At 50.0% G+C, this 20,977-nt stretch carries 19 protein-coding genes; 4 read left to right on the top strand and 15 right to left on the bottom strand.

Going from position 1 to position 20,977, the window contains the following annotated elements; all coding sequences use genetic code 11:
* Positions 1-2: 2 nt before the first annotated feature.
* From B160_RS0121200 to B160_RS0121185, 3 genes are all read right to left on the bottom strand, one after another.
* The gene (locus tag B160_RS0121200; RefSeq protein WP_018629948.1) at positions 3-1,577 is read right to left on the bottom strand and encodes an SLC5 family protein; all 1,575 of its coding nucleotides are present in this window, start codon (positions 1,575-1,577) and stop codon (positions 3-5) included.
* A gap of 165 nt (positions 1,578-1,742) precedes the next feature.
* Positions 1,743-2,816: a Gfo/Idh/MocA family protein gene (locus tag B160_RS0121190; RefSeq protein WP_026309924.1), complete on the bottom strand. Its 1,074-nt coding sequence runs from the start codon at positions 2,814-2,816 to the stop codon at positions 1,743-1,745.
* Positions 2,817-2,902: 86 nt separating this feature from the next.
* On the bottom strand, positions 2,903-5,392 hold the full coding sequence (locus B160_RS0121185) for an L-rhamnose mutarotase (RefSeq protein ID WP_157558171.1): 2,490 nt from the start codon (positions 5,390-5,392) through the stop codon (positions 2,903-2,905).
* Between the two features lie 214 nt (positions 5,393-5,606).
* Between B160_RS0121185 and B160_RS0121180 the strand changes: the two genes are divergently transcribed.
* The gene (locus B160_RS0121180; RefSeq protein ID WP_018629944.1) at positions 5,607-5,828 is read left to right on the top strand and encodes a hypothetical protein; all 222 of its coding nucleotides are present in this window, start codon (positions 5,607-5,609) and stop codon (positions 5,826-5,828) included.
* Between the two features lie 225 nt (positions 5,829-6,053).
* Here the strand turns inward: B160_RS0121180 and B160_RS0121170 are convergent, their stop codons facing one another.
* A complete protein-coding gene (locus tag B160_RS0121170; RefSeq protein ID WP_018629942.1) occupies positions 6,054-6,842 on the bottom strand; it encodes a heparin lyase I family protein in 789 nt (262 codons plus the stop codon).
* 306 nt (positions 6,843-7,148) lie between these two features.
* On the opposite strand from B160_RS0121170, the gene B160_RS0121165 reads away from it, so the two are divergent.
* Complete coding sequence (locus B160_RS0121165) at positions 7,149-8,435, top strand: HAD-IB family phosphatase (RefSeq protein WP_026309923.1); 1,287 nt, start codon at positions 7,149-7,151, stop codon at positions 8,433-8,435.
* A gap of 19 nt (positions 8,436-8,454) precedes the next feature.
* Here the strand turns inward: B160_RS0121165 and B160_RS0121160 are convergent, their stop codons facing one another.
* From B160_RS0121160 to B160_RS0121145, 4 genes are all read right to left on the bottom strand, one after another.
* Positions 8,455-8,883, bottom strand: coding sequence for an SRPBCC family protein (locus B160_RS0121160; protein ID WP_026309922.1), 429 nt, complete (start codon positions 8,881-8,883; stop codon positions 8,455-8,457).
* 192 nt (positions 8,884-9,075) lie between these two features.
* Entirely contained in the window at positions 9,076-9,738 is a 663-nt protein-coding gene (gene folE, locus B160_RS0121155; protein ID WP_018629939.1) for a GTP cyclohydrolase I FolE, read from the bottom strand.
* On the bottom strand, positions 9,738-10,385 hold the full coding sequence (locus B160_RS0121150) for a sigma-70 family RNA polymerase sigma factor (protein WP_018629938.1): 648 nt from the start codon (positions 10,383-10,385) through the stop codon (positions 9,738-9,740). The genes folE and B160_RS0121150 overlap by 1 nt, the downstream gene beginning before the upstream one ends.
* A 14-nt stretch (positions 10,386-10,399) precedes the next feature.
* A complete protein-coding gene (locus tag B160_RS0121145) occupies positions 10,400-10,783 on the bottom strand; it encodes a hypothetical protein (protein WP_018629937.1) in 384 nt (127 codons plus the stop codon).
* Between the two features lie 206 nt (positions 10,784-10,989).
* On the opposite strand from B160_RS0121145, the gene B160_RS0121140 reads away from it, so the two are divergent.
* Both B160_RS0121140 and B160_RS0121135 read left to right on the top strand, forming a co-directional pair.
* Positions 10,990-11,661, top strand: a complete 672-nt coding sequence (locus B160_RS0121140; RefSeq protein WP_026309921.1) for a YceH family protein — start codon at positions 10,990-10,992, stop codon at positions 11,659-11,661.
* 176 nt (positions 11,662-11,837) lie between these two features.
* Complete coding sequence (locus B160_RS0121135) at positions 11,838-13,928, top strand: CehA/McbA family metallohydrolase domain-containing protein (protein ID WP_018629935.1); 2,091 nt, start codon at positions 11,838-11,840, stop codon at positions 13,926-13,928.
* A gap of 74 nt (positions 13,929-14,002) precedes the next feature.
* Here the strand turns inward: B160_RS0121135 and B160_RS0121130 are convergent, their stop codons facing one another.
* From B160_RS0121130 to B160_RS32290, 7 genes are all read right to left on the bottom strand, one after another.
* Positions 14,003-14,752 (bottom strand): S41 family peptidase, encoded by a 750-nt coding sequence (locus tag B160_RS0121130; protein WP_018629934.1) that lies wholly within the window; start codon positions 14,750-14,752, stop codon positions 14,003-14,005.
* A gap of 124 nt (positions 14,753-14,876) precedes the next feature.
* Positions 14,877-15,425, bottom strand: a complete 549-nt coding sequence (locus tag B160_RS0121120; RefSeq protein ID WP_018629933.1) for a hypothetical protein — start codon at positions 15,423-15,425, stop codon at positions 14,877-14,879.
* Positions 15,426-15,844: 419 nt separating this feature from the next.
* Positions 15,845-16,639, bottom strand: a complete 795-nt coding sequence (locus B160_RS29835) for a hypothetical protein (RefSeq protein WP_040680250.1) — start codon at positions 16,637-16,639, stop codon at positions 15,845-15,847.
* A 211-nt stretch (positions 16,640-16,850) separates the two neighbouring features.
* Complete coding sequence (locus B160_RS0121105; protein ID WP_018629930.1) at positions 16,851-18,908, bottom strand: hypothetical protein; 2,058 nt, start codon at positions 18,906-18,908, stop codon at positions 16,851-16,853.
* 17 nt (positions 18,909-18,925) lie between these two features.
* Positions 18,926-19,312: a PAAR-like protein gene (locus B160_RS0121100; protein WP_018629929.1), complete on the bottom strand. Its 387-nt coding sequence runs from the start codon at positions 19,310-19,312 to the stop codon at positions 18,926-18,928.
* Positions 19,309-20,172 carry a hypothetical protein gene (locus B160_RS0121095; protein WP_018629928.1) on the bottom strand — a complete coding sequence of 288 codons (864 nt, stop codon included), beginning with the start codon at positions 20,170-20,172 and terminating at the stop codon, positions 19,309-19,311. The genes B160_RS0121100 and B160_RS0121095 overlap by 4 nt, the downstream gene beginning before the upstream one ends.
* On the bottom strand, positions 20,162-20,827 hold the full coding sequence (locus B160_RS32290) for a phage baseplate assembly protein V (RefSeq protein WP_425411199.1): 666 nt from the start codon (positions 20,825-20,827) through the stop codon (positions 20,162-20,164). The genes B160_RS0121095 and B160_RS32290 overlap by 11 nt, the downstream gene beginning before the upstream one ends.
* Positions 20,828-20,977 lie beyond the last annotated feature (150 nt).

Below are 20,977 nucleotides of genomic sequence, written 5' to 3'. Positions count from 1 at the left end.
TGCTAACCAAATATTAAATACAAAACAATCATAACCGTGCATAAAGCGCCCCAAACGATCTTCACACGCCGCGTGGGCCTTGCCAGCTCCTGCGTGGCCACTGCTGTCCGCACGGGATGCGGATCCGTAATGGAAATAAGCATGGCAATAACAACGAGCAACAGGAAAATAAAAAACGACAGCAACAGATAGTGCGGCCAGAAGGTATATTCTTTTACCGGCAACACCCACAAATACACCACCCCAATACCCAGGCTGATGGCCGATCCCCAGGAAAGCGTAAAATTCACCGCCCTGCGCGTGGTCTTTTTCCAGAACACGGCCAGCAGGAATACAGCCGATAAGGGAGGTGCAATAAAGCCCAGCACCGCCTGGAATACATCAAACAAATTAAGGCCTTTGATGCTATCGATGGCTATAGCCATCAAAATCGCAAACCCGCAGCCCGCCAGCACGGTAAGACGTCCTACCTTGATGATCTGCCGGTTGGTGGCGGCAGGATTTATTTTCTTTACGTAGATATCCGTTGTAAAAACCGTACTCAGGGCGTTTAAAGAAGAGCCGATGGTACCCACCAGTACGGCGATCAGCACTACGATCACCAGGCCGTTCAACCCGGCAGGGAATAAATTCGTAACCATCGTCATATAGGCTTCATCCGGACTTGCCAGCTGCGGGTACAATACGGCACAGGCAATACCGGGTATGATGAACAGCGGAATGGAGAGGATCTTCAGCCAGCCAATAAAGCTTACGCCCAGCTGCCCCTGCTCCAGGTTGCGCGCGCCCAGCACCGATTGTACCATGGCCTGGTCCGTACAAAAGAAAGCGACCGCCGAAACCGGGTAGCCCAGCAAGATAGCCGGCCAGGGATAAGCCGGATCGGATGCGGGCCGGACAAGACTCCAGTAAGAATCCGGCGTTCCGGCGAACAATGCGGAGAGCCCGCCTACCTTTTGAATACCCAGTACACAAAGAATGCAGGACACAATGATCAGTAAGATCATCTGGAACACATTTACACGGGCGATTGCCTTCAGGCCACCTGCCACCGCAAACAGCGCTGCAAACAACACCAGCACGATCACCGATTGCCACATGGGAATGCCCAGTATCTGCCGCACCAGGAAGCCGCCGGCAAAAAGGCCGAGCGATAACCAGGAGATCAGCATCTTCACCAGCGCATACCAGGCCAGGATGTTCCGCGTATCTTCGCCATACCGCTGTCCCATGAACTCCGGCATGGTGGTTACCTTGCTGGCCAGGTACCGCGGAGCAAATACCATCGCCAGCAGCATCAGGAATATAAAAGCATACCATTCAAAATTACCGGCCACAATACCCGTGGCATAACCAATGCTGGCAAAGGCCAGCAGCATCGACGGCCCCACATTGGTGCCCCACATATTGAACCCGATATTGTACCAGTTCAATGATTTGCCGGCCAGGAACAGGGTCTCTTCCTTTTTCTTTTTTTTGCCAAAGCTGGCGCGGTAGCCAATGACCAGCAATACCACGAGGTACACCACCACAATGGCATAATCGACCGGTTGCAATCTGGAAATAAGATGGTTCATTGATTTGTTATGCTTTATTTTTTGTTACCGGTTGTGGTGCGGCTATCATCTTCCTTGCGTCGCACTCTTGTGCTGTGGTGCAAATTTCTACAAATAGTATGCTCCTCCGGAGCTGCGGCCTGTCGGCCCAATATTCTCTTTTCACTATCTCCTTCTCATCATTCACTACAATTTCCCCAGCCCATATTGTTTCAGCAGCGCCTTTACCCCAACGGGCTGCCGCGTTCTTAAACTTTCATCCATCGCCTGCAGCAATGCCACGGTTCTGATCCCTTCACGCATATCAGGGTAGGCCACCGTATCATTGCTGATACTGTCTGCAAAATACTCCAGGTAATTCTGGTACTCACCGGCATGATGGGTCTGCCCCTCAAAACGGAAATAATGATTCAGTTGCTGATCGCCCCAGGTGATCAGCTGCTGCTCACCTTTTTTATTGGTAAGTGCATAACGCAGCTCATGATAATCCGCCTGGCTCGCGCCTTCCGTCCCGCGCAGGATACAGCTCATCTCGCTTTCGCGGCTGGTGGGTTGTACGGGTCCTGTATATGCACCACTCACGCGTGCCACCCTTCCATCCCTGTTCCTGAAAATAAAATGCATGGTATCCTCGTTTTTCAGACCGGCTTTTTCCCCATTGGCACTGATCATACCATACCCCATCACTTCTTCAATATCCGGCAGGTACCAGCGGATAAAATCAACCGGGTGGCTCAATCCGCCATACAACCATTTAAACGATTTTCCCAGCGCCCATTTCTTTTTTAAAAACCAACGGTGATCTGCATTGTAATGGCTCTCTACCGTGATCAGCTCCCCGATCAGGCCTTTTTCAAAATCGGAACGCTGCCGTTTATAGGGTTCAAAAAAACGGGAGCTCTGCCCTACAAAGACCTTTTTCCCGGCCTGCTGTTGTAATTTCAGCAATGCCTTTGCATCTGCCAGGTCATCTATAAAAGGTTTGGTGCATACCACATGCTTACCATGCTCCAACGCCAGCTGTACATGCTGCGCATGTAAGTGATCCGGTGTATAAATGGCCACAATATCAATATCCGGATTCTCCAATAACGTCTCATAACACGTGGTATAATGCTCAAACCGGAATTCTTTGCTGCGTTGCTTACACAATTCCTCATTGGCATCGCAGATCATTTTTAACTGCAATTTTTTACTTTGCAATGCAGCTGACATTGTGCTACGGCCTTCACCTAATCCTATAATTCCGATACGTAACATGCATTTATTTTTTATTATTACCATTTGCCCCAACGGGGCCATAAATATGTCGCTCCCACGGAATAGACCGATTCACTACGCACCACTCACTTCTCACTAAACTCCACCCAGGTCTCTCCTTTTTTTGTTCCTTCGATCCCTTCCTGGTAACCGCTCATGAGCTGGTTCCAATCGTTCACCCTTGGGTTATTTTCTGTTGTCTTCGGATTCAGGTCGTCCAGCTTTTTTCCTTTGGGAATACTGATCACCAGCATCAGTTGTCTTCCGTTCTTAAACACCCGCAGCTGCTGAAAATCCGCCCTGCAAAATCCATTGGAGACCTCCGGCCATTTTTCAAATTGCGTAGCGTGGTAATCCAGGTATTCCCGTTGCTTCTCCGGATCATCCACCAGGTTGGCCGTCATGATAATATCCGTCCATTCCTTTGCCATGTGTGTATCCGGGCAGCGCGCCGCCCGGTCAAATTCGTACACCAGATCCTGATATACCTTAACCGTTATGCCCGGGAACGCTTTTTGCAACTGTCCCCGCAGCACATTCACATCCGTTACCAGGCCATAGAGCACGGTATGATCCTGCCATTGCCCGATGGTTTCCTGCTGTACCTTTTTTTCCTGTAGGAGGGCTTTCAGTTTGCTGATATCGATGCCCCTGTTGTTGCCAACCAGTTCGATCAGTTCTTTTCGCTGTTTGCTGATCTCCTGGTGTACACCGCCGCTTGTTTTTTCCTTCAGTAGTTCGTGGTACCGGCTTTCCAACCCAGCGTTGTTTTTTACCGCTGTTGCCACCTGCGGGCCGTTGTTTTCCCAACGATTGCCCGGACCATTGTTGTTCTGCAAATATTTTTGGGCGGGCGTCCAGTTATTACGCACGGTAATGCCCGATGAACCTTCGTCCGTGTACAGGTAAAACCAATGCGTGGGCAGATGCGCATAGGGTGCTTTATAAATGCTGTCGATATAATTTTCTTCGATCACCGTTCCCGGCTGTGCACTGAGGGTGTAGATGCCGGCGCAGTCATAGTTTGTACGGCCATAGTGATGGATTTTATTAAGACGGATCCGGTTGTTTTCCATTATACTTTTTACGGGCGTCCAGCCCCATCCCATGCTGATCCCCGAATAGGGAATATTCTCAATCTCATTCTGTTCAATGGTAATATGTCTTGAAAATCCCATTCCAATGCCCACACAGCCCCAGTCTTCATTGCCTGCATCGGTAACCAGGTTATTGGCAATGCTAATGTTTTCACAGATCACCCGTTGATCCTGCGGATTATAGGTCTTGTGAATTTCCGCACCATCATCGCCATAATACCCACCCTGGATCGCCGTTCCACCAATATCCTTAAAAAGATTTCCGGCAACAGCCGACGACTTTACACCGATCTTAAAATCCAGACCGGTAGCGGCAAGGTGCTCAAAACGGTTGTTTTCAAAACGGATATTGCGTGCATACGATACTGCAACGGCTGCTTCCGGCCGGCCCACCCAGGCCTGGTTGTCCAGCGATGGTTTTTCTTCCGTGCCGGCCGGCTTGAGTTTATAGGCTTCGGTCATGTAAAGCCCCGCCTGGTGCGGCACATGCCCCTGCTGCGAAGGACGGCTCCAGGCGCTGTGCTGAAAGCGGATCCCGTTGATGCGCAGGTTTTGGACCGGATGTTCCGGTGTCCCTTTAACCAAAAAGAGCTGTTCTAAAAAGGGGATCACCGCTTCCACAGTTGTCCTGTCTTCGCCCGCCCGCGGATAATAATAGATCGTTCTTGTTCCTGCATCAGAATACCATTCTCCCGGCTCATCTAAAAACGAAAGGGAATTGTTCAGGCAAAAAGCGGAATTGCCTGTTTCCTTTGAAAGCCAGGGCGCCGGCCAGGGATGTTCATTCTGAATATGGCTTTCGGGTTCATAAAAATAAACCCGGCAGCTGTCGCCCGCTTTTTCCAGCCTGCGAACGCGCAAACGCGCCACCTCCCACCACTGGTGAATGAAGAACTCCAGTCCGTCGGTTACCTCCAGGTTTTCAAACGGATGCAACGGTATAATCGCCGTCGCCGTTTTTTTATCCCAGTTCAATATGCGCTGCATACTATCGCCGGGTGTGCTTTTTGCCCGGACGGCCTTTTTGCCATTTACCCATAGCTGACGGAGCGGAACGTTGCCAGCCATGACAGGCAGATCTGCCATCCATAGTTTTCCCTGCGCCGCCTCCGGCAGTCCTTCCACCCGCCCGGTAGTTGGTCTCCAGCCTTTTATCAGGATCCCCCCGCTTAGAACAGGCGTTTCACCCGGAGCCGCTTCAATGGTCAACGGTTTTGCTGGGGTGCCATTGTCTTCCGGTCTTACACATACCGGTTCATTTAAGTAATAAGTACCTCCTTTGAGCAGGATTGTACCCATCGTATTCTTTTTCAACCGGCGATCTTCCCGTACCTGCCGGATGGCTGCATTCAATGTTGCCTTAGGTGCACCCATTGTACCAACACCGGCATCGTTCCCGTCCGGGGCAACATACACCTGCGCCCGGCCCGCGAGCGAAGCAAAAACACCTGTAATCAAAGCAATGCACAACCGTTTCACAATGGCACTCTTTTACCGTTTTTTGATTGAAATACGTAATCATAAATGTACTGGAAACCACTCTAAGGCAAATGCCTGTAATCACTATTGTGCTGGAGGATTTTACTAAAGGGGATCGCCCCGCTGTTTACCGGCGGGTTCGCCTGTTTTACCGACCAACACTGGTGGCCGCTCATTAAAAATCCAATCTTTGTGCCTGATCAAATGTATAACAATGATGAAACTATTTGGTGTTCTGTTTGCCCTGGTTGCCAGCATACTGGCGGTGGTAGCTTTTATCCCCTTGCTGGGTTGGCTGTATTGGCTGGTGATCCCTATCGGCATCCTCTCATTGATCTTCTCCGTACTGGGCAACTCTTCCACCGGAAAGACCCTAAGCATCATCGTGATCCTGGTAGGTGTTTTCCGGCTGATGATCGGTGGAGGTATCTTATAGAAAGCGCGGCTTGACGGGTCACTTTCAAAACGGCGACCTGCGGGCCGGTACCGCCCTCATGAGGACCGCCGACATCGCTGGTGAAATCATAAAAAGCCCATCGTTAAAAACACAAAAAGAAGCCGTATCACCAGCCGGGTTGCCATTCGGGACCCGCCTGCATTGACACCGCCTCTTTTCATACGTTTCCATCAAACAATCCGGCATGCCAGCACCCCTTACGGCCTACTGCGCCACATCTGCATAGCTGGTGCCAATGCGGATGCCTTTTACAATGTTGGTAGCCTGCGACGCGTCTCCTCCGTATACACCCCATTTGGGATCACAATAATCGGCATCCATGGTGCGGCAGTAGTAACGCTGGTTGCCGTTGGAGAAGGTTTGCTTGGTACCGTTGTGCCAAAGCTCAATATACCCGGTAGAAGCGCTGTAGGACAATTTCATCCGCAGCACAAACTTTTCCCAGGTTCCGGTAGACAGGGTCACCGACCAGGGCACAGATGCCACATGATTGATGTCGAAATACTGCAGCTCTAAATTACCGTTCTTGGTACGCAGCATAATGGGATGATTGGCGGTAGTGCCGGTGGGGTAGGATTTCCACTGGAAGACCGCATCGGTCTTTAAGCTGGAGGGCATGTAGAGCTTGCTGGTCCAACCGATATAGATCTCGTCGCCATCCGCGGCCTGGTAATTCTTGGCCCCATGCCCTTCTGTACGATGACTGCCGGATGGCTTTAAAAATTTCCAGCAAAGGGTACCCGTTTCATCATTGATGGTAGTAACGGTTCCTGTTCCTTCGATGTTGATGTTCTTCCATACGTTTGCCGATCCCAGCGAAGCAGCGCCATCAAACAACAGGGACAATGTACCCATCGTTCCGTTTGCGGTGGCAAGCGTTTCCTTTTTGCCGGTTTCTTCCGGATCTGTGACGGATGATTTTTTACATTGAGACAAGGTCATTACACACGCAATGCCCAGGAGGCCAAGGCCAAGGGTTGATTTCGTCTTCATTTTTTTTAGTTTTTAGTTTACAGGTTTACGATTCAGACAACAAGCGCTTGTACAAACAATCATTTGTATAAATATATAAACAAGTCATACAGGAATCCGAAAAAAGTCCTACAACGTTTTCGGGTTGCGGGTACATCAACCGGGGGAAGAAACGGGGTGCCGGCAGACCGGCCGCTGCAAAAAGCGTTGCTTTTCTGTCAGCCCCGGCAAAATGAAAAAAACCGGTCTGCAAAACACCATCTCCTGCCCATTAGGCCCTACTTTTGCACCGCCAATGCCCCCAGAGGCGATCGGCATTCAACGCAGATGAAACAAAAGAAATACTACATCATCGATTTTGACAGTACGTTTACACAAGTGGAGGCCCTGGACGAGCTGGCCCGGATCTCTTTAAAGGACCACCCCAAAAAGGATGCGATCTATAAAGAAATTGAGGATCTCACCAACCAGGCCATGAGCGGCACGCTGTCTTTTTCGGAAAGTCTGGCACAACGGGTACAATTGCTGGCAGCAGACAAATCGCATCTGAAGAAACTGGTCAGCCACCTGAAAAAGAAAGTATCCAGGTCCTTTTCAAGAAATGCCCCGTTCTTTAAAAAAAATGCGGATGATGTGCTGATCGTTTCGGGAGGGTTCAAGGAATTCATCACGCCCGTTGTAAAAAAATTCAACATCCGGAAAGAAAATATCTATGCCAATACCTTTGTGTTTGACGCGGAGGGAAAGATCATCGGTTATGATGATCAAAACCCCCTGAGCAAGGAAGGCGGAAAGGTGATCCTGATCCGGGACCTGAACTTACAGGGCGATCTGTATGGCATTGGCGATGGCTACTCCGACTTTCAGCTACGGGAGAGCGGGCTGATCAGAAAGTTCTTTGCCTACACAGAAAACATCTCAAGAAAAAGCGTTACTGCAAAGGCAGACCATGTTACGCCCAGCTTTGATGAATTCCTGTACATCAACAAACTACCGGGCGCTATCTCCTATCCCAAGAACCGGATCCAGTGCCTGGTAATGGGAGCAATACCAGAGCAGGATCTGCATCCGTTTACCCAGGAAGGATTTACACTGGTATATGAAAAGGATGCGGATGAAAAAGCATTCCAGCAGGCCGGTATGCTGGTAATCGGTGTCGGAACCGCCATCGATGTAAAGCAATTGAAAAAAGCCACCCGCTTAAAGGCGATCGGCATTTTTGGAAAGGCCAAAACCGGCGTTCCGCTGCCCCTATGCACGGAAATGGGCATCGTGGTCTTTGGCAGCGCAAGCTCCAACCTGCAGGTAGCGCAACGCATGATCGATTTTATGAATAAAGGGGCCATCAATGGCAGCCTGAATTTTCCAAAGCTCCGGTTACCGGCCGTAAAAAATACGCACCGCATCATTCATATCCACAAAAACGTGCCGGGCGTTATGGCCCAGGTGAACCTGCTGCTGGCAAAGCACCAGATCAACATCAACGCACAGTTCCTGATGACCAACAAAACTGCGGGCTACACCATCATCGATATTGATAAGAATTACGATAAACAACTCCTGAAAGAGCTGAAAAAAACAGAGCACACGATAAAAACACGGGTACTTTACTAAAAACGGCCTTCAGCATTTCCTATTGATTAAAATCGGGGTAAGGAAATCCCTTACCGGTTTCACAAAGGAATTTAAGACTTCTGAAGAACAATGCCCAGTCGTAGCTGCAGGAAGCGAATTCCGGAGTGTATTCCTTCCACCCGTCATGATGAAAAAACAATACCGTGCCTTTCTCGTGCGGTAGCAATTCAAAATGGAGCGTCGTACCGATCCAGTCTTCAAACGCGCGGATACACCGCCATTTTACACTGCTGAAAGGCGTTAGTTCCTCGATCTTCATTTCCTTAAAATAATCCGGGCCAAAAGCAAACCGGGCAATACTGCCCGTTTCCGGTACGGCCACCGTTTCCGGCGTCCACCAACCCGCCAGCCCTTCCCGGGTGGTGAGGGCCTGGTACACTTTTTCTGCAGGCGCCGCGATCAGCAGCCTGTGGCAAATACTTTTCATGATCATTTGTTTTGATACAAAGCTACTGGCTAACCAGCAGTAGCACAGGGTGTAAACCAGACTTTATCCGGGGCCGATCTGGACATACGCCAGGCGGTACTTCCTCTATGCGCATGCTCTTTCGTAACCTGGAACCTTTCTGCAACTCAAAAGCGGCCGTTCCCAGGCGTAATGGACCTTTCGGATTTACACTTACTTTCCGCCCCCGACAAACGAAAGGAACTCTGCCCGGGTATGCTCGTTCTGAAACTTACCCGAATAGCTCACCGTAACGGTGCTGCTATGGGTATCCTTAATACCCCGCGAGGCTACGCACAGATGGTCTGCTTCCACCATAACCGCCACATCATTGTGCTGCAGTACTTCCTTCAGGCCATTTGCGATCTGGATGGTGAGCCGTTCCTGTACCTGTGGGCGCCGGGCGTAATATTGCACCAGGCGATTGATCTTTGAGAGGCCGATAACCTTTGTGCCGGGGATATACGCCACATGCGCTTTTCCGATGATTGGTACAAAATGGTGCTCGCAACAGGAGTACAGGGTAATGTCCTTTTCCACCAGCATCCGGTTGTACCGGTACTTGTTCTCAAAAAGGCTGATCCGCGGCTGGTTCGCCGGGTTCAGCCCGCTGAACATTTCTTTAACGAACATCTTTGCCACCCGTTTCGGGGTTTCGCTTAGGCTGTCATCATTCAGATCCAGTCCCAGCGCATACATGATCCGGGCAAAGTGGTATTCAATTTCACTTATTTTTTCCTGATCGGTCAGCTCAAAAGCACCCGCACGAAGCGGCGTATTCAACAGTGTTTCCTCCGGTTCATGATCGATGATCTCCTGCATAAGGTCCTTCTGCATTAAAGTAAATTTATTTTATTCATAACATTTTCCACAATGGCATCGCAATAGATCAAATTGAACTCAAAGATCTCTGAAGGTGCATACATTTTCTCTATTTCCTTCCGCAGCATCATCTTTGCCCTGCTCAACCGCACTTTTACGTTGGCCTCGCTGATCGTCAGCAGGTCCGCGGTTTCCGCTCCATTCAATCCGTTCATCTCCCGCAGGGAAAATACCATCCGGTAATCGAAGGGCAATTTGCTGAGCGCCTCTTCTATGATCTGTTTCAGTTCTTTGTTTTGAACCACCTTCCCCGTGTCATTATTGGAGCTTGTAAACATTGGTTTTGAATTATCATTTATGTCTTTTACAACCTCGTTCTTGAAAACCGGTCTTTTTTTTCTGCGGTAACAGTTGTTCATCATGATGCGGATGATCCAGGTTTTGAATCCCGAGCGCCCTTCAAACTGCGACAGGTGCTTATAGGCATCGATAAAGGTTTCCTGCATCAGATCCTGCGTATCTTCATGATTGTAATTATAAGACCTCCCGGTCTTGTACAGGCAGGGGTTATACCGCCGGATCAGCATTTCGTAAAGTGCCGTCTCCCCCTCCAGGATCCGCTGGATGATCTGCATCTCAGTAAGCCGCTCAAATGACGTCATAAGTTGCCTTTGCTTTATGAAACGAGTCTGGATATTCTCGCCATTGAAAATGCGGAGATCGCCATCACAAGATCACGGACCGCCACATCGGCATAACGGAAGTCCAGCAGTAAAGTTAACGCAATTGCAGTGAGCCAGGCAGCTACAATGTACCCGCCCAAGGCCGCCTTCCGCAGTACGATGATGCCCGCAACAATTTCAATGACTCCTACGATCATCATAAACGTTGATGCGGGAAATGGCAGCAGCGCTGCTAACGAAGGATTGAGGTACTGCTCCCAGTTGGTAAGCAGGTTCGTAAATTTGTCGAGCCCCGCAACTATGGGCACTACTACGAATGTGCATTTTAGCAGGTTGAAGATCTGCTTCAGTGCCTGCTCTGAAGTTTTTGTTTCCATTTTTTCTTTTTTTGATTGATGACTGTTATCCTATTAGAGTACATAACCATTCAAAAGGTTACAAAAAAAACATCCATTCCGGCAGATCCCCGGCGTTGCTGTATTTGAACGGCTCCGGCGCCATCCATAAAACACCGGGTGCGGCGGCAACAACATTTTGCCCTTATTGTTCCAAAACTCGCCGGTGTTATCGTATTTTTACCCGTATGAGCAACGAATTAACTGAGTCAACATTGTTACCCAAGCTGGACGCCGAAGAGATCCGCGTGCTCGGAGCGCTGATGGAAAAATCAAAGGCAACGCCCGAATACTACCCCATGACGTTGAACGGGCTGACCGCAGCGTGCAATCAAAAAACGGCCCGTTACCCGGTAGTAACTTACGACGAGCAGACCGTAAATCTGACACTGGACCGGCTGAAACGGAAAAACCTGGCTGCCACGGTCACCGGAGGCAGCAGCAGGGTAGTGAAATACCGGCATACCATCGCGCTGAACTACCAGTTTACACCGGACGAACTGGCCGTACTGTGCCTGCTTTTTTTAAGAGGGCCCCTGACACCGGGTGAGATCAACAGCAGCGCAGGCCGCCTGTATGCATTTGACGACCTGGCGGAAGTACAGTCTGTGCTGGAAAAATTATCCTCTGCGGAAACGCCTTATATACGGCAACTGGCGCGCCAGCCCGGGCAAAAGGAGGCTCGTTACATGCACTTATTCGCTGCGGAAGATGTGCTGGAAGCTTATATCGCCGAATCTGTATCCCCGGGCGCAACCGCATCCAACAGCAATATCGAAGAACGGCTCAATGCGGTAGAACAGGAACTGGCCACACTCAAAGCTGCATTTGAGCAGCTCATGAAGGAATGGACCGGGTAAACGTGCACTCGTTGCTGACCGTAAGCCGGGAGCCAGCTATTTGACGTCTCCTGTACAAAGGTCGTCTAAACTTTTTGATCGGGATCGTTTTGTAGGAAGTATCCGTTGCTGACCGGCAAAAGCCGTTTTCATAGTTCCGCAGGATTCGTTATCTTGAATTGTATTCCTGTAAGATCATGCAACAAGCCATACGAAAAATAACAATCCCCGTTCTGCTCCTCTGTTCGCTGGCACTGGGGGCACAGCCACCTGTAAATGTAACGGGTGTTAAGAAAAACGGTGCTCAGGTCCATGTGGACAAAAACAAGATCACCATCCTGTGGCCTGCAGGAAATGCCGGCACGGGTAAGATGGTCCTGGACCTGGACTCCGCGCGGCCGCTGTTCAGCAGCATCCAGGTACGTAAAGAGAAATCGTTCCGGGAAGTGGTCAAAGATCTGGACCCGGTTTTTATCCTCCGGGAGGGAAAACGGACACTGAGCCCTTCCAGCGGAGGCTGGGATGTGTTCTTCGATAAAGTGCCCACCCGGCCGTATACCACAACGGTTGCACACTTTACCAAACAGACGACCACTGTTTTAAGCGATGGCTCCCGTACGATCGTAAAAACGGGCGTCTTAAAAGCCGCTTCTTTTTCCGGTCATCTGGAGGTTACTATTTACAACGGGAGCCCGCTGTTTAACGTTGCGGCCGTGGTTTCCACTGCAAAAGACTCAACCGCTATCTTGTATGACGCGGGGCTGGTTTGCAAAAACAGGATATGGGACACCGTTGCCTGGGCGGATGTGCAGGACCGGATGCAGTACCGGAAAGTCCATACCGGGGATTCGGCGACGAACCTGGAAGTAAAATACAGGACCATTGTTGGCCGGACGGCATCCGGCAGTGTAGCCGTGTTTCCTGCTCCGCACCAATATTTTTATCCGCTTGACGAGGCCTTTAATTTAAAGTTCACCTGGCAGGGGCGTCATTATCTCGACCAGGTACCGGATTTCGGGATCGGCATCCGCCAGGATCCGCTGGGCGACCGGCGCTATGTACCCTGGTTCAATGCCCCGCCCGGTACCCGCCAGCGACTGAACTTTTTTTGCCTGGTGAGCGCAGACCGGCCGGCGGCTACCCTGGATGCCGTAAAGAAATTTACCCACAACGACCGCTTTGCGCCGCTGCCCGGCTATAAGACCATGGCCACGCATTTTCATAATGAGTTTATTACGCGGGTGGCCCTCAGCGGAAAACCGGTTCCTGAAAAGCCCGAGTTTACCGAAGTATTAAAGAAGGCGGGGCTGGACATTGTCAAGCTGGCTGAGTTTCATGGAGTGGGTCACCCCAAGGGACCCGATTCGATCCGGCTGAAAGAGCTTCATGCATTGTTTGAACAAACAAGGCGACTTTCAGACACCGGGTTTCTTTTGCTTCCGGGTGAAGAAGCCAATAATTTCTATGGGGGACATTGGCTGGCCCTGTTTCCCAAACCGGTGTACTGGGTCATGTCCAGGAACGCCGGTGTGCCTTTTCTTTCCCATAATCCGGAATATGGGAACATTTACCATGTGGGCAACAAGGAAGAAATGCTCCGGCTGCTGGAACGGGAGCAAGGGCTGGCCTGGGTAGCGCATGCCCGTACCAAGGGATCTACCGGTTTTCCGGACCGCTACAGGGAAGAAGCTTTCTTTAAATCCGATACCTATTTAGGCGCCGCCTGGAAAGCCATACCCGCAGACCTTTCATGGGAAACGCTGAGCAAGCGGGTACTCCGCCTGATGGACGATATGGCCAATTGGGGGTTGCGGAAATACGCGCTTGCTGAGTCGGATATTTTTACCATTACCCAACAGAATGAGCTGTATGCCCACATAAATGTCAATTATCTCAAATTAAAAAAACTTCCGCGGTACAACGAAGGCTGGCAACCCGTTCTGGATGCCTTGCGCAACGGGCGCTTTTTTGTTTCCACCGGCGAGGTGCTGATCCCTGCTTTTAACATCAACGGAAAAGAACCGGGCGAAACGCTGAAGCCGAAGGCACCGGGCAAAGCAAAGGTCACCATTCAGCTAAGCTGGACCTTTCCGCTCCGGTACGCCTCCATTGTTTCTGGAGACGGGAAGCATACCTACCATACGCGCATCCCCTTGAATCATACCCTTCCCTTTGGTAAGCAAACGTTTCAATGGCCGGTAGACCTGGCCAACAGGAAATGGGTACGCGTGGAGGTATGGGATGTTGCCGCCAATGGTGCTTTTACACAACCGATCTGGCTGGAATAGGCCGGGAATCGTATTTCCGTATCGTTCGTGGGTACCTGTTAGGTTTGCGGGTATGTGGCTGCCTTACCGGCGTCTTATAATCTTTCGTCCAGCGGAGTGTAATAATATCCTGTGGGGAGCGTCATTTCATACCGCCCCAGCTCAAAGCGCTGCATTTCCATTGCGGCCGCTCCTCCTATACTGTTGCCAATGATCGTAGCTCTTTTCCAGTCTTTCAATGCTGCACAGAGCAGTTTCCCGGCGGCGCCGGTCAGGCTGTCGGCCAAAACCGTCAGCGCTCCCGTTTCAAACAAACCGGGCCTTTTTGCGCGGTAGACCTTTTCCCGCCGGTTGGCACCCTTTATACCGGCGATCCGTTTATCACCCGGCAGGAACTCGTCGGCAATCTCTATGGCGTCTTCAAACGAAGCGCCTGCTACGCCCCGCAGGTCCAATGTAAGCCGGCCGGCTCCTGCGGCCCTAACCACTTCCAGCTCTTCCGCCAATACGGCATGCGACCGGGAGGAAAGCGCCGACAGCCGGATATAAACGCTCTGCTGATCCATTCTGCGAACGGTGATCTCCGGCCGCTCATTGGCGGGTCCGTTACTGCCCGCCTGCTTCCGCACCGCAAGCCTGCCATTGAGCTGCGAAAGGATCTTATGAAGGGCGATCTGCTCTAGCCGGGACCTATCCACTTCATCTGCATAATGCTCCCCGATGGTATTTAAAACATCGCCGGCCGTGACAACTGCCGTACGACGTATATTCAGGTTGTACCCGATCCCTGCGCCCAGGAGCAGGGCCAGGAAAAAGAGCGGGGGATATCTATAGCGACCGGTCATGAGATCGAATGATTTTTCCGGGAAGGTAACAAATTCCCATAAAGGGCCGGTATGCTTTTAAGGTTAAGGCCCCCACAGGATGCTCCGGTTTTTTATAAGCAGCTGTTTAAAATAAGCCTGATCGTTATTTAACAGCAGAGGATTTCAACGCGTAGGCTGTCAACAACAGGTTCTTATGTGCATCGAAAAGTTTTAAGCCCTTTTCAACTGTATAGAACCGGGCCTTCACCAGGGCATCGGAAACAAGGGTTTCATATTTGTAATAACCGGGGCAATGGATTCCTGTGACATTGGAATAAACGAATGCGATCTTATTTTCGCTATCTGCGCTTACGTTGTAAGAAAGAACATTACAACCCACCGAGATCCTGGAATTACCGGGAGCAGCTGCCTCCCCGGCGGTGTTCAGCGGCTGCACATCATTGATCGTTAAGATGGGATAATATCGTTTGGCCGCACTATCATATTTTTTCAGTTTATTGAACTCGGCTTCATTCACCCCTGAAACACTCGCAATTGCCCAATTACCCGGCAAACCGGTCTTTGAAGAATCGATAATATTTAAGCGTTCCGGATGGGCAGCCGCATGCTGTTCCTGATCAGGCTTTGTATCTGATTTTGAACAGGCTGCTAAAAAACACAGCAGAAGCATCGAAAAGGCAGTCAGTTTCATATTTAGTTACTTAGTTTTAATATATAACAAACAACAAATATACAAAATATAAAAAATATAAAATAGTAATGGGTTGCGAATGACGAAATCTTACCAGCTGTTTAAAAATAAAATTTTGCTCCTCCTTATAAGCGCCATCCGGCGCGTTGTTGTCCGTAATTTCCTAAGTGCCCTGGGCAAGGCCTATCATGCTCCTAAATCTTTCGCAGGTCTGCGGCAGGGCAGTGCGCAGAAGCAGACCTGCAATTAGGTTACTTTCCTGCTATACCGCGGTTAAGTGACGGCTCCGCACAGGCCGGGAGGCCTGCACGAGATGCGTATATCCTATCCACGGCACGCATTCTTACGGCGCCGCGCCTGTGGCTGCACTTCTCTATAGCATTACAATGCTTTTTATGTGCTTGTCCGCAACCGGATCATCAATGGCCTGCATTGCCCGAGGTCTTTTGCAGCAGCGCTCCCAGCCGGCTTGGTTTTGGGTGCTGCTCCTCCGGCAGGTACCGGGGTCGTACCACGTAAACACCGCCTGTAGAAAGATCCGGGTACAGGGGGTTGGGATCCTGCGCAATAAAGAACACATCGTCACGGCCGCCATACTTTTTGGGCACACGAAATACTTCCAGGTTGATGCCCAATGCCCCGAAATGGCGGAACCGGAGGGTATCCCCTCCGGGCAGGTACAGTTCCATATTGTAAAAGCCCGCCGAGTACCGGTGTTTGGTAAAGCCCCAGTCTTCCTCTTCTTTATCCACCACGGCATAGCCCAGGCTTTTCAGCAGGGTCGTGTCCCGCTTTTGGGGAGCTACTCCAAAATCCGGCCCGATCTCCTGCATAGGAACAAAACGGTTTGAAGGCTTAAGCGGGTATTTTTTCTTGGCGGCGTCTGTAGCAAGATATTTGTTCAATTCCGTATTAAAGGGAAGACCGTATGTTATCCATTTGCCATCGATTTTAAAAATTGGATACCTACCGGCGGGCCGCATATAGTATGACGCATTATAATAATCCCTTGCAAAAATCTCAAATCCTTTATCGCCCTGGGGAGAAGGTATGTTTTCCGGGATCACAAATATCGAGCTTCCATTTATCAGCCACTCGCTAATTCCTCCACCATCTTTATCAATAATCCCATTTTCAAATAGACCCATCGATTCAATGTTCGTCGTATCGCTGATACTTCCTATAAAAGTTAGTTTATAAAATTTATTTGTCAAGAGTATTCCGTTACGATTGATAGTATCGTACAAAAATTTGCGATATGTTATCTGATTATTATCAGAAAGCATTTTTACCTCATAGTGCGTAGTTCCCGGAGAGGTTGACAGATCATACTCATATGGACTCATTATACTCTTTTTTTTCTGACAGGAGATCATATTTATTGCTATTAAAAGGATGATGATAGAAAAACACATTCTGTAAGTCCTATTTTTCATAATATTTCTTAATTACATTCTCAATCATACTCGTTGCCCCAACAGACGTGTTAATAAATTTAGATAAATCCTTCACCAGCCCTTCAACTTCCTTTTTGTCATCATCCATATTAATTCTATCATACAAATAGCGACCCCATCTATCTTCCTTTTTATATCTTTTCTTCACTCTATAAAACCGCTCCTCTCCCACCTTCAGTATCCGCTCCCATATATTTGTTTTCACGCCAATGGTATCGTGTTCATAATTCCAGTCGTCCAGGATCTTTTTATTGGTCAGTAACGGCACCGGGCTAAAATGCGCATACAGGTCCGCCTCCTGGAGCGCCGCATAATCCATCAATGCCGCTATATAATTGTAGCCGACTGCGAAACCCGCATCCTGCCGGATCACCGCTGCGGATGGTGCAAAGAATCGCCGGTACAAGGCAGACAATGGGTCCGTTACCACCTTCATTTTTTTTGCATAAAATCCATGCAGCGTCGCGTCCAGCGACGCCACGGCCGTTTTACCATTGTACGGATCGAAGCGCTCCCCAAACTTCCCGTAATAATACTGTTTTAGCCAGTAGTACCTTAAAAAGGAGCGCGCATAGTCTTTTGCCAGTGTTTCATAATCGGTCCAGACCTGCTCTTCCCAGTCTTTGAATTCGATCCGCCTGTTGGCAATAAACGGAGACAGGAACAGATCGCCCAGTAAACGGCGATCAACATCAAAAACCGGGATCCGTTTCTTATTCCGTATGCCGGCCACGGTCTTTTCCAGATCAGTGCCGGACGGGTACACTTCAAAGCTCAGCAGGGTCCAGTCTCCCCGGGGATCACAGGCACTGTCCACCTCCGGTATGTCTCCGCAACGGGTTACCGGGTCTCCGCGGTCGTTGGTAAAGTCAAACTGCACGGCCCGGCTGCGGAAGGCATTCCAGTTGCCCGTTATCTTTTTCAGATGCTCGTATATGCCGGCTTCCTGCCGCAGCTTGTTATACTTTTCATTAAACAGATCCGCCAGGCCATCTATATAAGCAGTTGCATTCTTCGCCTGCTCCTTTTTAAAAAGCGTGAGTACCGACCGATCTATCTGCAGGTAATCTTTTTTCCATCCGAGAAAATCCCTGTATTCGGTACCCGTCAAGTTCACCGGCTGGTGCGACCCCAGGAAGATGATGTTCACCGGTATCTGTTCCCATCCCTGCTCTGCCGCGTAATTTAAGATCCCCAGTACCACACCGGCCGCACAGGCGCTGCCCTGGCTGTGGCCCACAATGGTTACCGGGCGGTAAGGGGGCGTGTATCCTTTTAAGATCTCCCTGAACGCTTCCTCTTTCACGGTGTCGAAATGCTTTTTACTAAGAATGCCCCAGGCGGTCGCCGCCCAGCGATAGCCCAGCAAAATGCCATGATCAATACGATGACCGGCAGCAGACCCCAAACCATGAGAGCCGTTAATAAAATATTCATTGCCCTGGGCATTGAAGTAGCCGGCGTACGTACTGGACCCGTTATAATGATTCGATTTTTTATTCCAGTACCCCCAGGCCCCTTCTGCTTCACCATAAGAAAAAACCGCACCCGGGTCTTTCTCGCGGATCGCTTCCCGGATATTCTGTTTGGTGAACCCGCCTTTGTGCTGCTGCATGATCCGGTCGGCCTGCCGGGGATCTTGCCGTTGTGCCTCCGGTATCCGGGCATCCAGTTCCCCGGGAGTAAAAATATCCTGATCACTGGCCGGGTCCCGTTCATCCGCGTTAGCACCCTTAAACACATACCAGCGATCCTGATCCGGGTTGGTGTCCATAATAGCATTAACGTTGGCTCCTATGTTTTTGATCGGATCGCTCAGATACCCGTTGCAAAAAATGACGAACCCCTGGAACACCGGGCTGCCTTCTTTTTCGAACGGTTCCTGGCCGGTAGCTACTATACTTTTTACCGGGCTATAGCGATAGGTATGGTCCGCAGGCGACCGGTCTGGTATGCCAGTATGGCCTTTCAGCGGTGCCGGATGCACGGGGATCCTGTTTGACGGAGAACGAACAATTTTACCCATAGCGGTTCCTTTTGTCTTTATACATACATCCCTGAAAGCCCCGGAAGCGATCCTGCCAGGAAACGGGTCAACCGTACGGAAGCCTCCTGCGCATGCTGCTGAATGGTCAGAATCCCGCCGAAGCTGCATTGTGTATAGGAATCATCCATTACAAACCGCTTGTTTCCCATGGTGGCCTTCTTACTGGTATTCTTCCAGTATTGCAGCCGCGGCGTGCAGGGCGGTGGCAGACTGCTGCGGTTACAGGTGCCACAGGGAAGAACCAGTTGCGTATCCTGGTCCGTTATTTTTAATTTTCCCCCGATGTATATTTTTTGCTGGGAAGTTGCTTTTATCTTTCCCAAGGCAGTGCCAAGACTGCACTTTACCATTCCTCCATCAATAACATAGTTGCGGTTTTTCATATGATCGCATTTAATGAATAAATTATTTTACGGTTATAGATGTGGTCCATAGCTGCTCCTACGGATAATGTTGCCTGTTCAAAAAAGCCAGACCGGTCTGTAAACAGGTAATGCCCGGTATAAGAAAAATCAAGCTCCCCGGATCCTGCGGCGCCCACCTGTAAAAAAAGATCATGATTCAGTTGCCCGGTATTGATTTTTCCGGGCTCTAAAAATCCATTCACTTCAATCATGATGCTCTCTTCTTCAGCAAACAGGATCTGCTTTTCTTCCTGTATGGCAATGTCAGCGGCTCCTGTAAAACCGCTGATCATTTTTCCTCTTATCCTCGGGGCGCCGGTATTTTTATATGTGCCGTAAATATCATTGCACAACCATTGAAAGAAAAGATCATCCCGGTACACTGCTGCCAGGTCCGTTCTCAGTTTCCGCTCAAACATTGCCATTTTTTGAAGCAGTTCCGGATCCCGGCTGAATGCGCTGTCTGACAGATCCCGTTTTACACCTTCCCAGGCCTCCAGAACCGCTTCCCGGTTGAGCACTTCTTCTACCTTGCCTTTTTCATCCGCCCGGAAGACGAGGTTCCGGTGTATGTCAAAAATTTTTGTATAGATCCACTGCTCTTTATTGTATTCCGGCCCAGCGCCGAACCGCGGGCGTGAAAAGCACAACGTATAAACGATCCCTTCTGCGTGCGCCGGCGAGCAACCCAGCGTCAGCTCCAAATAAACATCTACCTGTTCTGTTGCGGAACGGGTATGCAATAGTGATCCGATCCTCAGTTCATACTTCCGTTTCCCTTCTTTGGGTCTTATTTGTACGCAGCGCCCCTTCTCTTTACAGATATCATTATTCTCCATAGTTGATCCGGTTTTTGCTTTGCAGCGTTAATTTATCCGTGGCATCGATCAGCATCTTCCCGTTGCTGCTGTGCAGCAATACCTCACTTCCGATGGTCTCCATTCTTCTTCCCACACGTACTTTCCGGTTCTCCAGCACCAGCTCTTCGCTATTCTCTGATTTCTTAATACTCCGCTTCCCGATGTTCTCCTGCTTATCCCTTCCGATGGTTGTTACCAGGTCTTTTCCTACATTGACTTTCATATCCTCCTTAACATTCATCCGCATATTGGTTGCATTAAAGGTCATGGTTTCGGGAGCGGTGATGGTGATGTTCTTACCCGTAGTGTCCAGGTAGATCTCGTTACCACCCGGATCCCGGATTATGATGTGCGTGCCTTCACCGGCATCGTTAAACTCTACCGTATGACCACTCCGCGTCCGGATCACTTTCAGATCGTTTGCTGCATTGCTGAACCGGTTGTTGGCACTCCCATGGTACACCGTCCCGATCACATAGGGCTTCGTAGCACTGTCGCTCTCAAAACCCACGATCACCTCTTCCCCGATCTCCGGTATAAAAAAATGACCCTTCCCGCCGCCGCCATGCGGGCTCGTTACCCGGATCCACGGCGTCTTCTCCGACCCGTTCATCCAGTGGAACTTTACACGCACCCGCCCCAACCCGTTGTAATCGTTGTTGTCCGTTACGATCGCNCTCTGCGTCTCACATACCGGGTCCACCGGAACCTCCACCGGCGGCACTTTGATGCTCGAGGGCACCGCCGTAAATTCATTCTCATAATTGCCCTGCGCATCCACATG

Source organism: Niabella aurantiaca DSM 17617, from assembly GCF_000374125.1.
Lineage (GTDB): Bacteria > Bacteroidota > Bacteroidia > Chitinophagales > Chitinophagaceae > Niabella > Niabella aurantiaca.
This window is presented reverse-complemented; position numbering and strand designations above follow the sequence as displayed.

What these genes read in the sequence shown, in the direction of transcription:
- B160_RS0121200 (WP_018629948.1), bottom strand. Translation starts at nt 1,577, where the DNA reads ATGAACCATCTTATTTCCAGATTGCAACCGGTCGATTATGCCATTGTG.
- B160_RS0121190 (WP_026309924.1), bottom strand. Translation starts at nt 2,816, where the DNA reads ATGTTACGTATCGGAATTATAGGATTAGGTGAAGGCCGTAGCACAATG.
- B160_RS0121180 (WP_018629944.1), top strand. Translation starts at nt 5,607, where the DNA reads ATGATGAAACTATTTGGTGTTCTGTTTGCCCTGGTTGCCAGCATACTG.
- B160_RS0121170 (WP_018629942.1), bottom strand. Translation starts at nt 6,842, where the DNA reads ATGAAGACGAAATCAACCCTTGGCCTTGGCCTCCTGGGCATTGCGTGT.
- B160_RS0121165 (WP_026309923.1), top strand. Translation starts at nt 7,149, where the DNA reads ATGAAACAAAAGAAATACTACATCATCGATTTTGACAGTACGTTTACA.
- B160_RS0121160 (WP_026309922.1), bottom strand. Translation starts at nt 8,883, where the DNA reads ATGAAAAGTATTTGCCACAGGCTGCTGATCGCGGCGCCTGCAGAAAAA.
- folE (WP_018629939.1), bottom strand. Translation starts at nt 9,738, where the DNA reads ATGCAGAAGGACCTTATGCAGGAGATCATCGATCATGAACCGGAGGAA.
- B160_RS0121150 (WP_018629938.1), bottom strand. Translation starts at nt 10,385, where the DNA reads ATGACGTCATTTGAGCGGCTTACTGAGATGCAGATCATCCAGCGGATC.
- B160_RS0121145 (WP_018629937.1), bottom strand. Translation starts at nt 10,783, where the DNA reads ATGGAAACAAAAACTTCAGAGCAGGCACTGAAGCAGATCTTCAACCTG.
- B160_RS0121140 (WP_026309921.1), top strand. Translation starts at nt 10,990, where the DNA reads ATGAGCAACGAATTAACTGAGTCAACATTGTTACCCAAGCTGGACGCC.
- B160_RS0121135 (WP_018629935.1), top strand. Translation starts at nt 11,838, where the DNA reads ATGCAACAAGCCATACGAAAAATAACAATCCCCGTTCTGCTCCTCTGT.
- B160_RS0121130 (WP_018629934.1), bottom strand. Translation starts at nt 14,752, where the DNA reads ATGACCGGTCGCTATAGATATCCCCCGCTCTTTTTCCTGGCCCTGCTC.
- B160_RS0121120 (WP_018629933.1), bottom strand. Translation starts at nt 15,425, where the DNA reads ATGAAACTGACTGCCTTTTCGATGCTTCTGCTGTGTTTTTTAGCAGCC.
- B160_RS0121105 (WP_018629930.1), bottom strand. Translation starts at nt 18,908, where the DNA reads ATGGGTAAAATTGTTCGTTCTCCGTCAAACAGGATCCCCGTGCATCCG.
- B160_RS0121100 (WP_018629929.1), bottom strand. Translation starts at nt 19,312, where the DNA reads ATGAAAAACCGCAACTATGTTATTGATGGAGGAATGGTAAAGTGCAGT.
- B160_RS0121095 (WP_018629928.1), bottom strand. Translation starts at nt 20,172, where the DNA reads ATGGAGAATAATGATATCTGTAAAGAGAAGGGGCGCTGCGTACAAATA.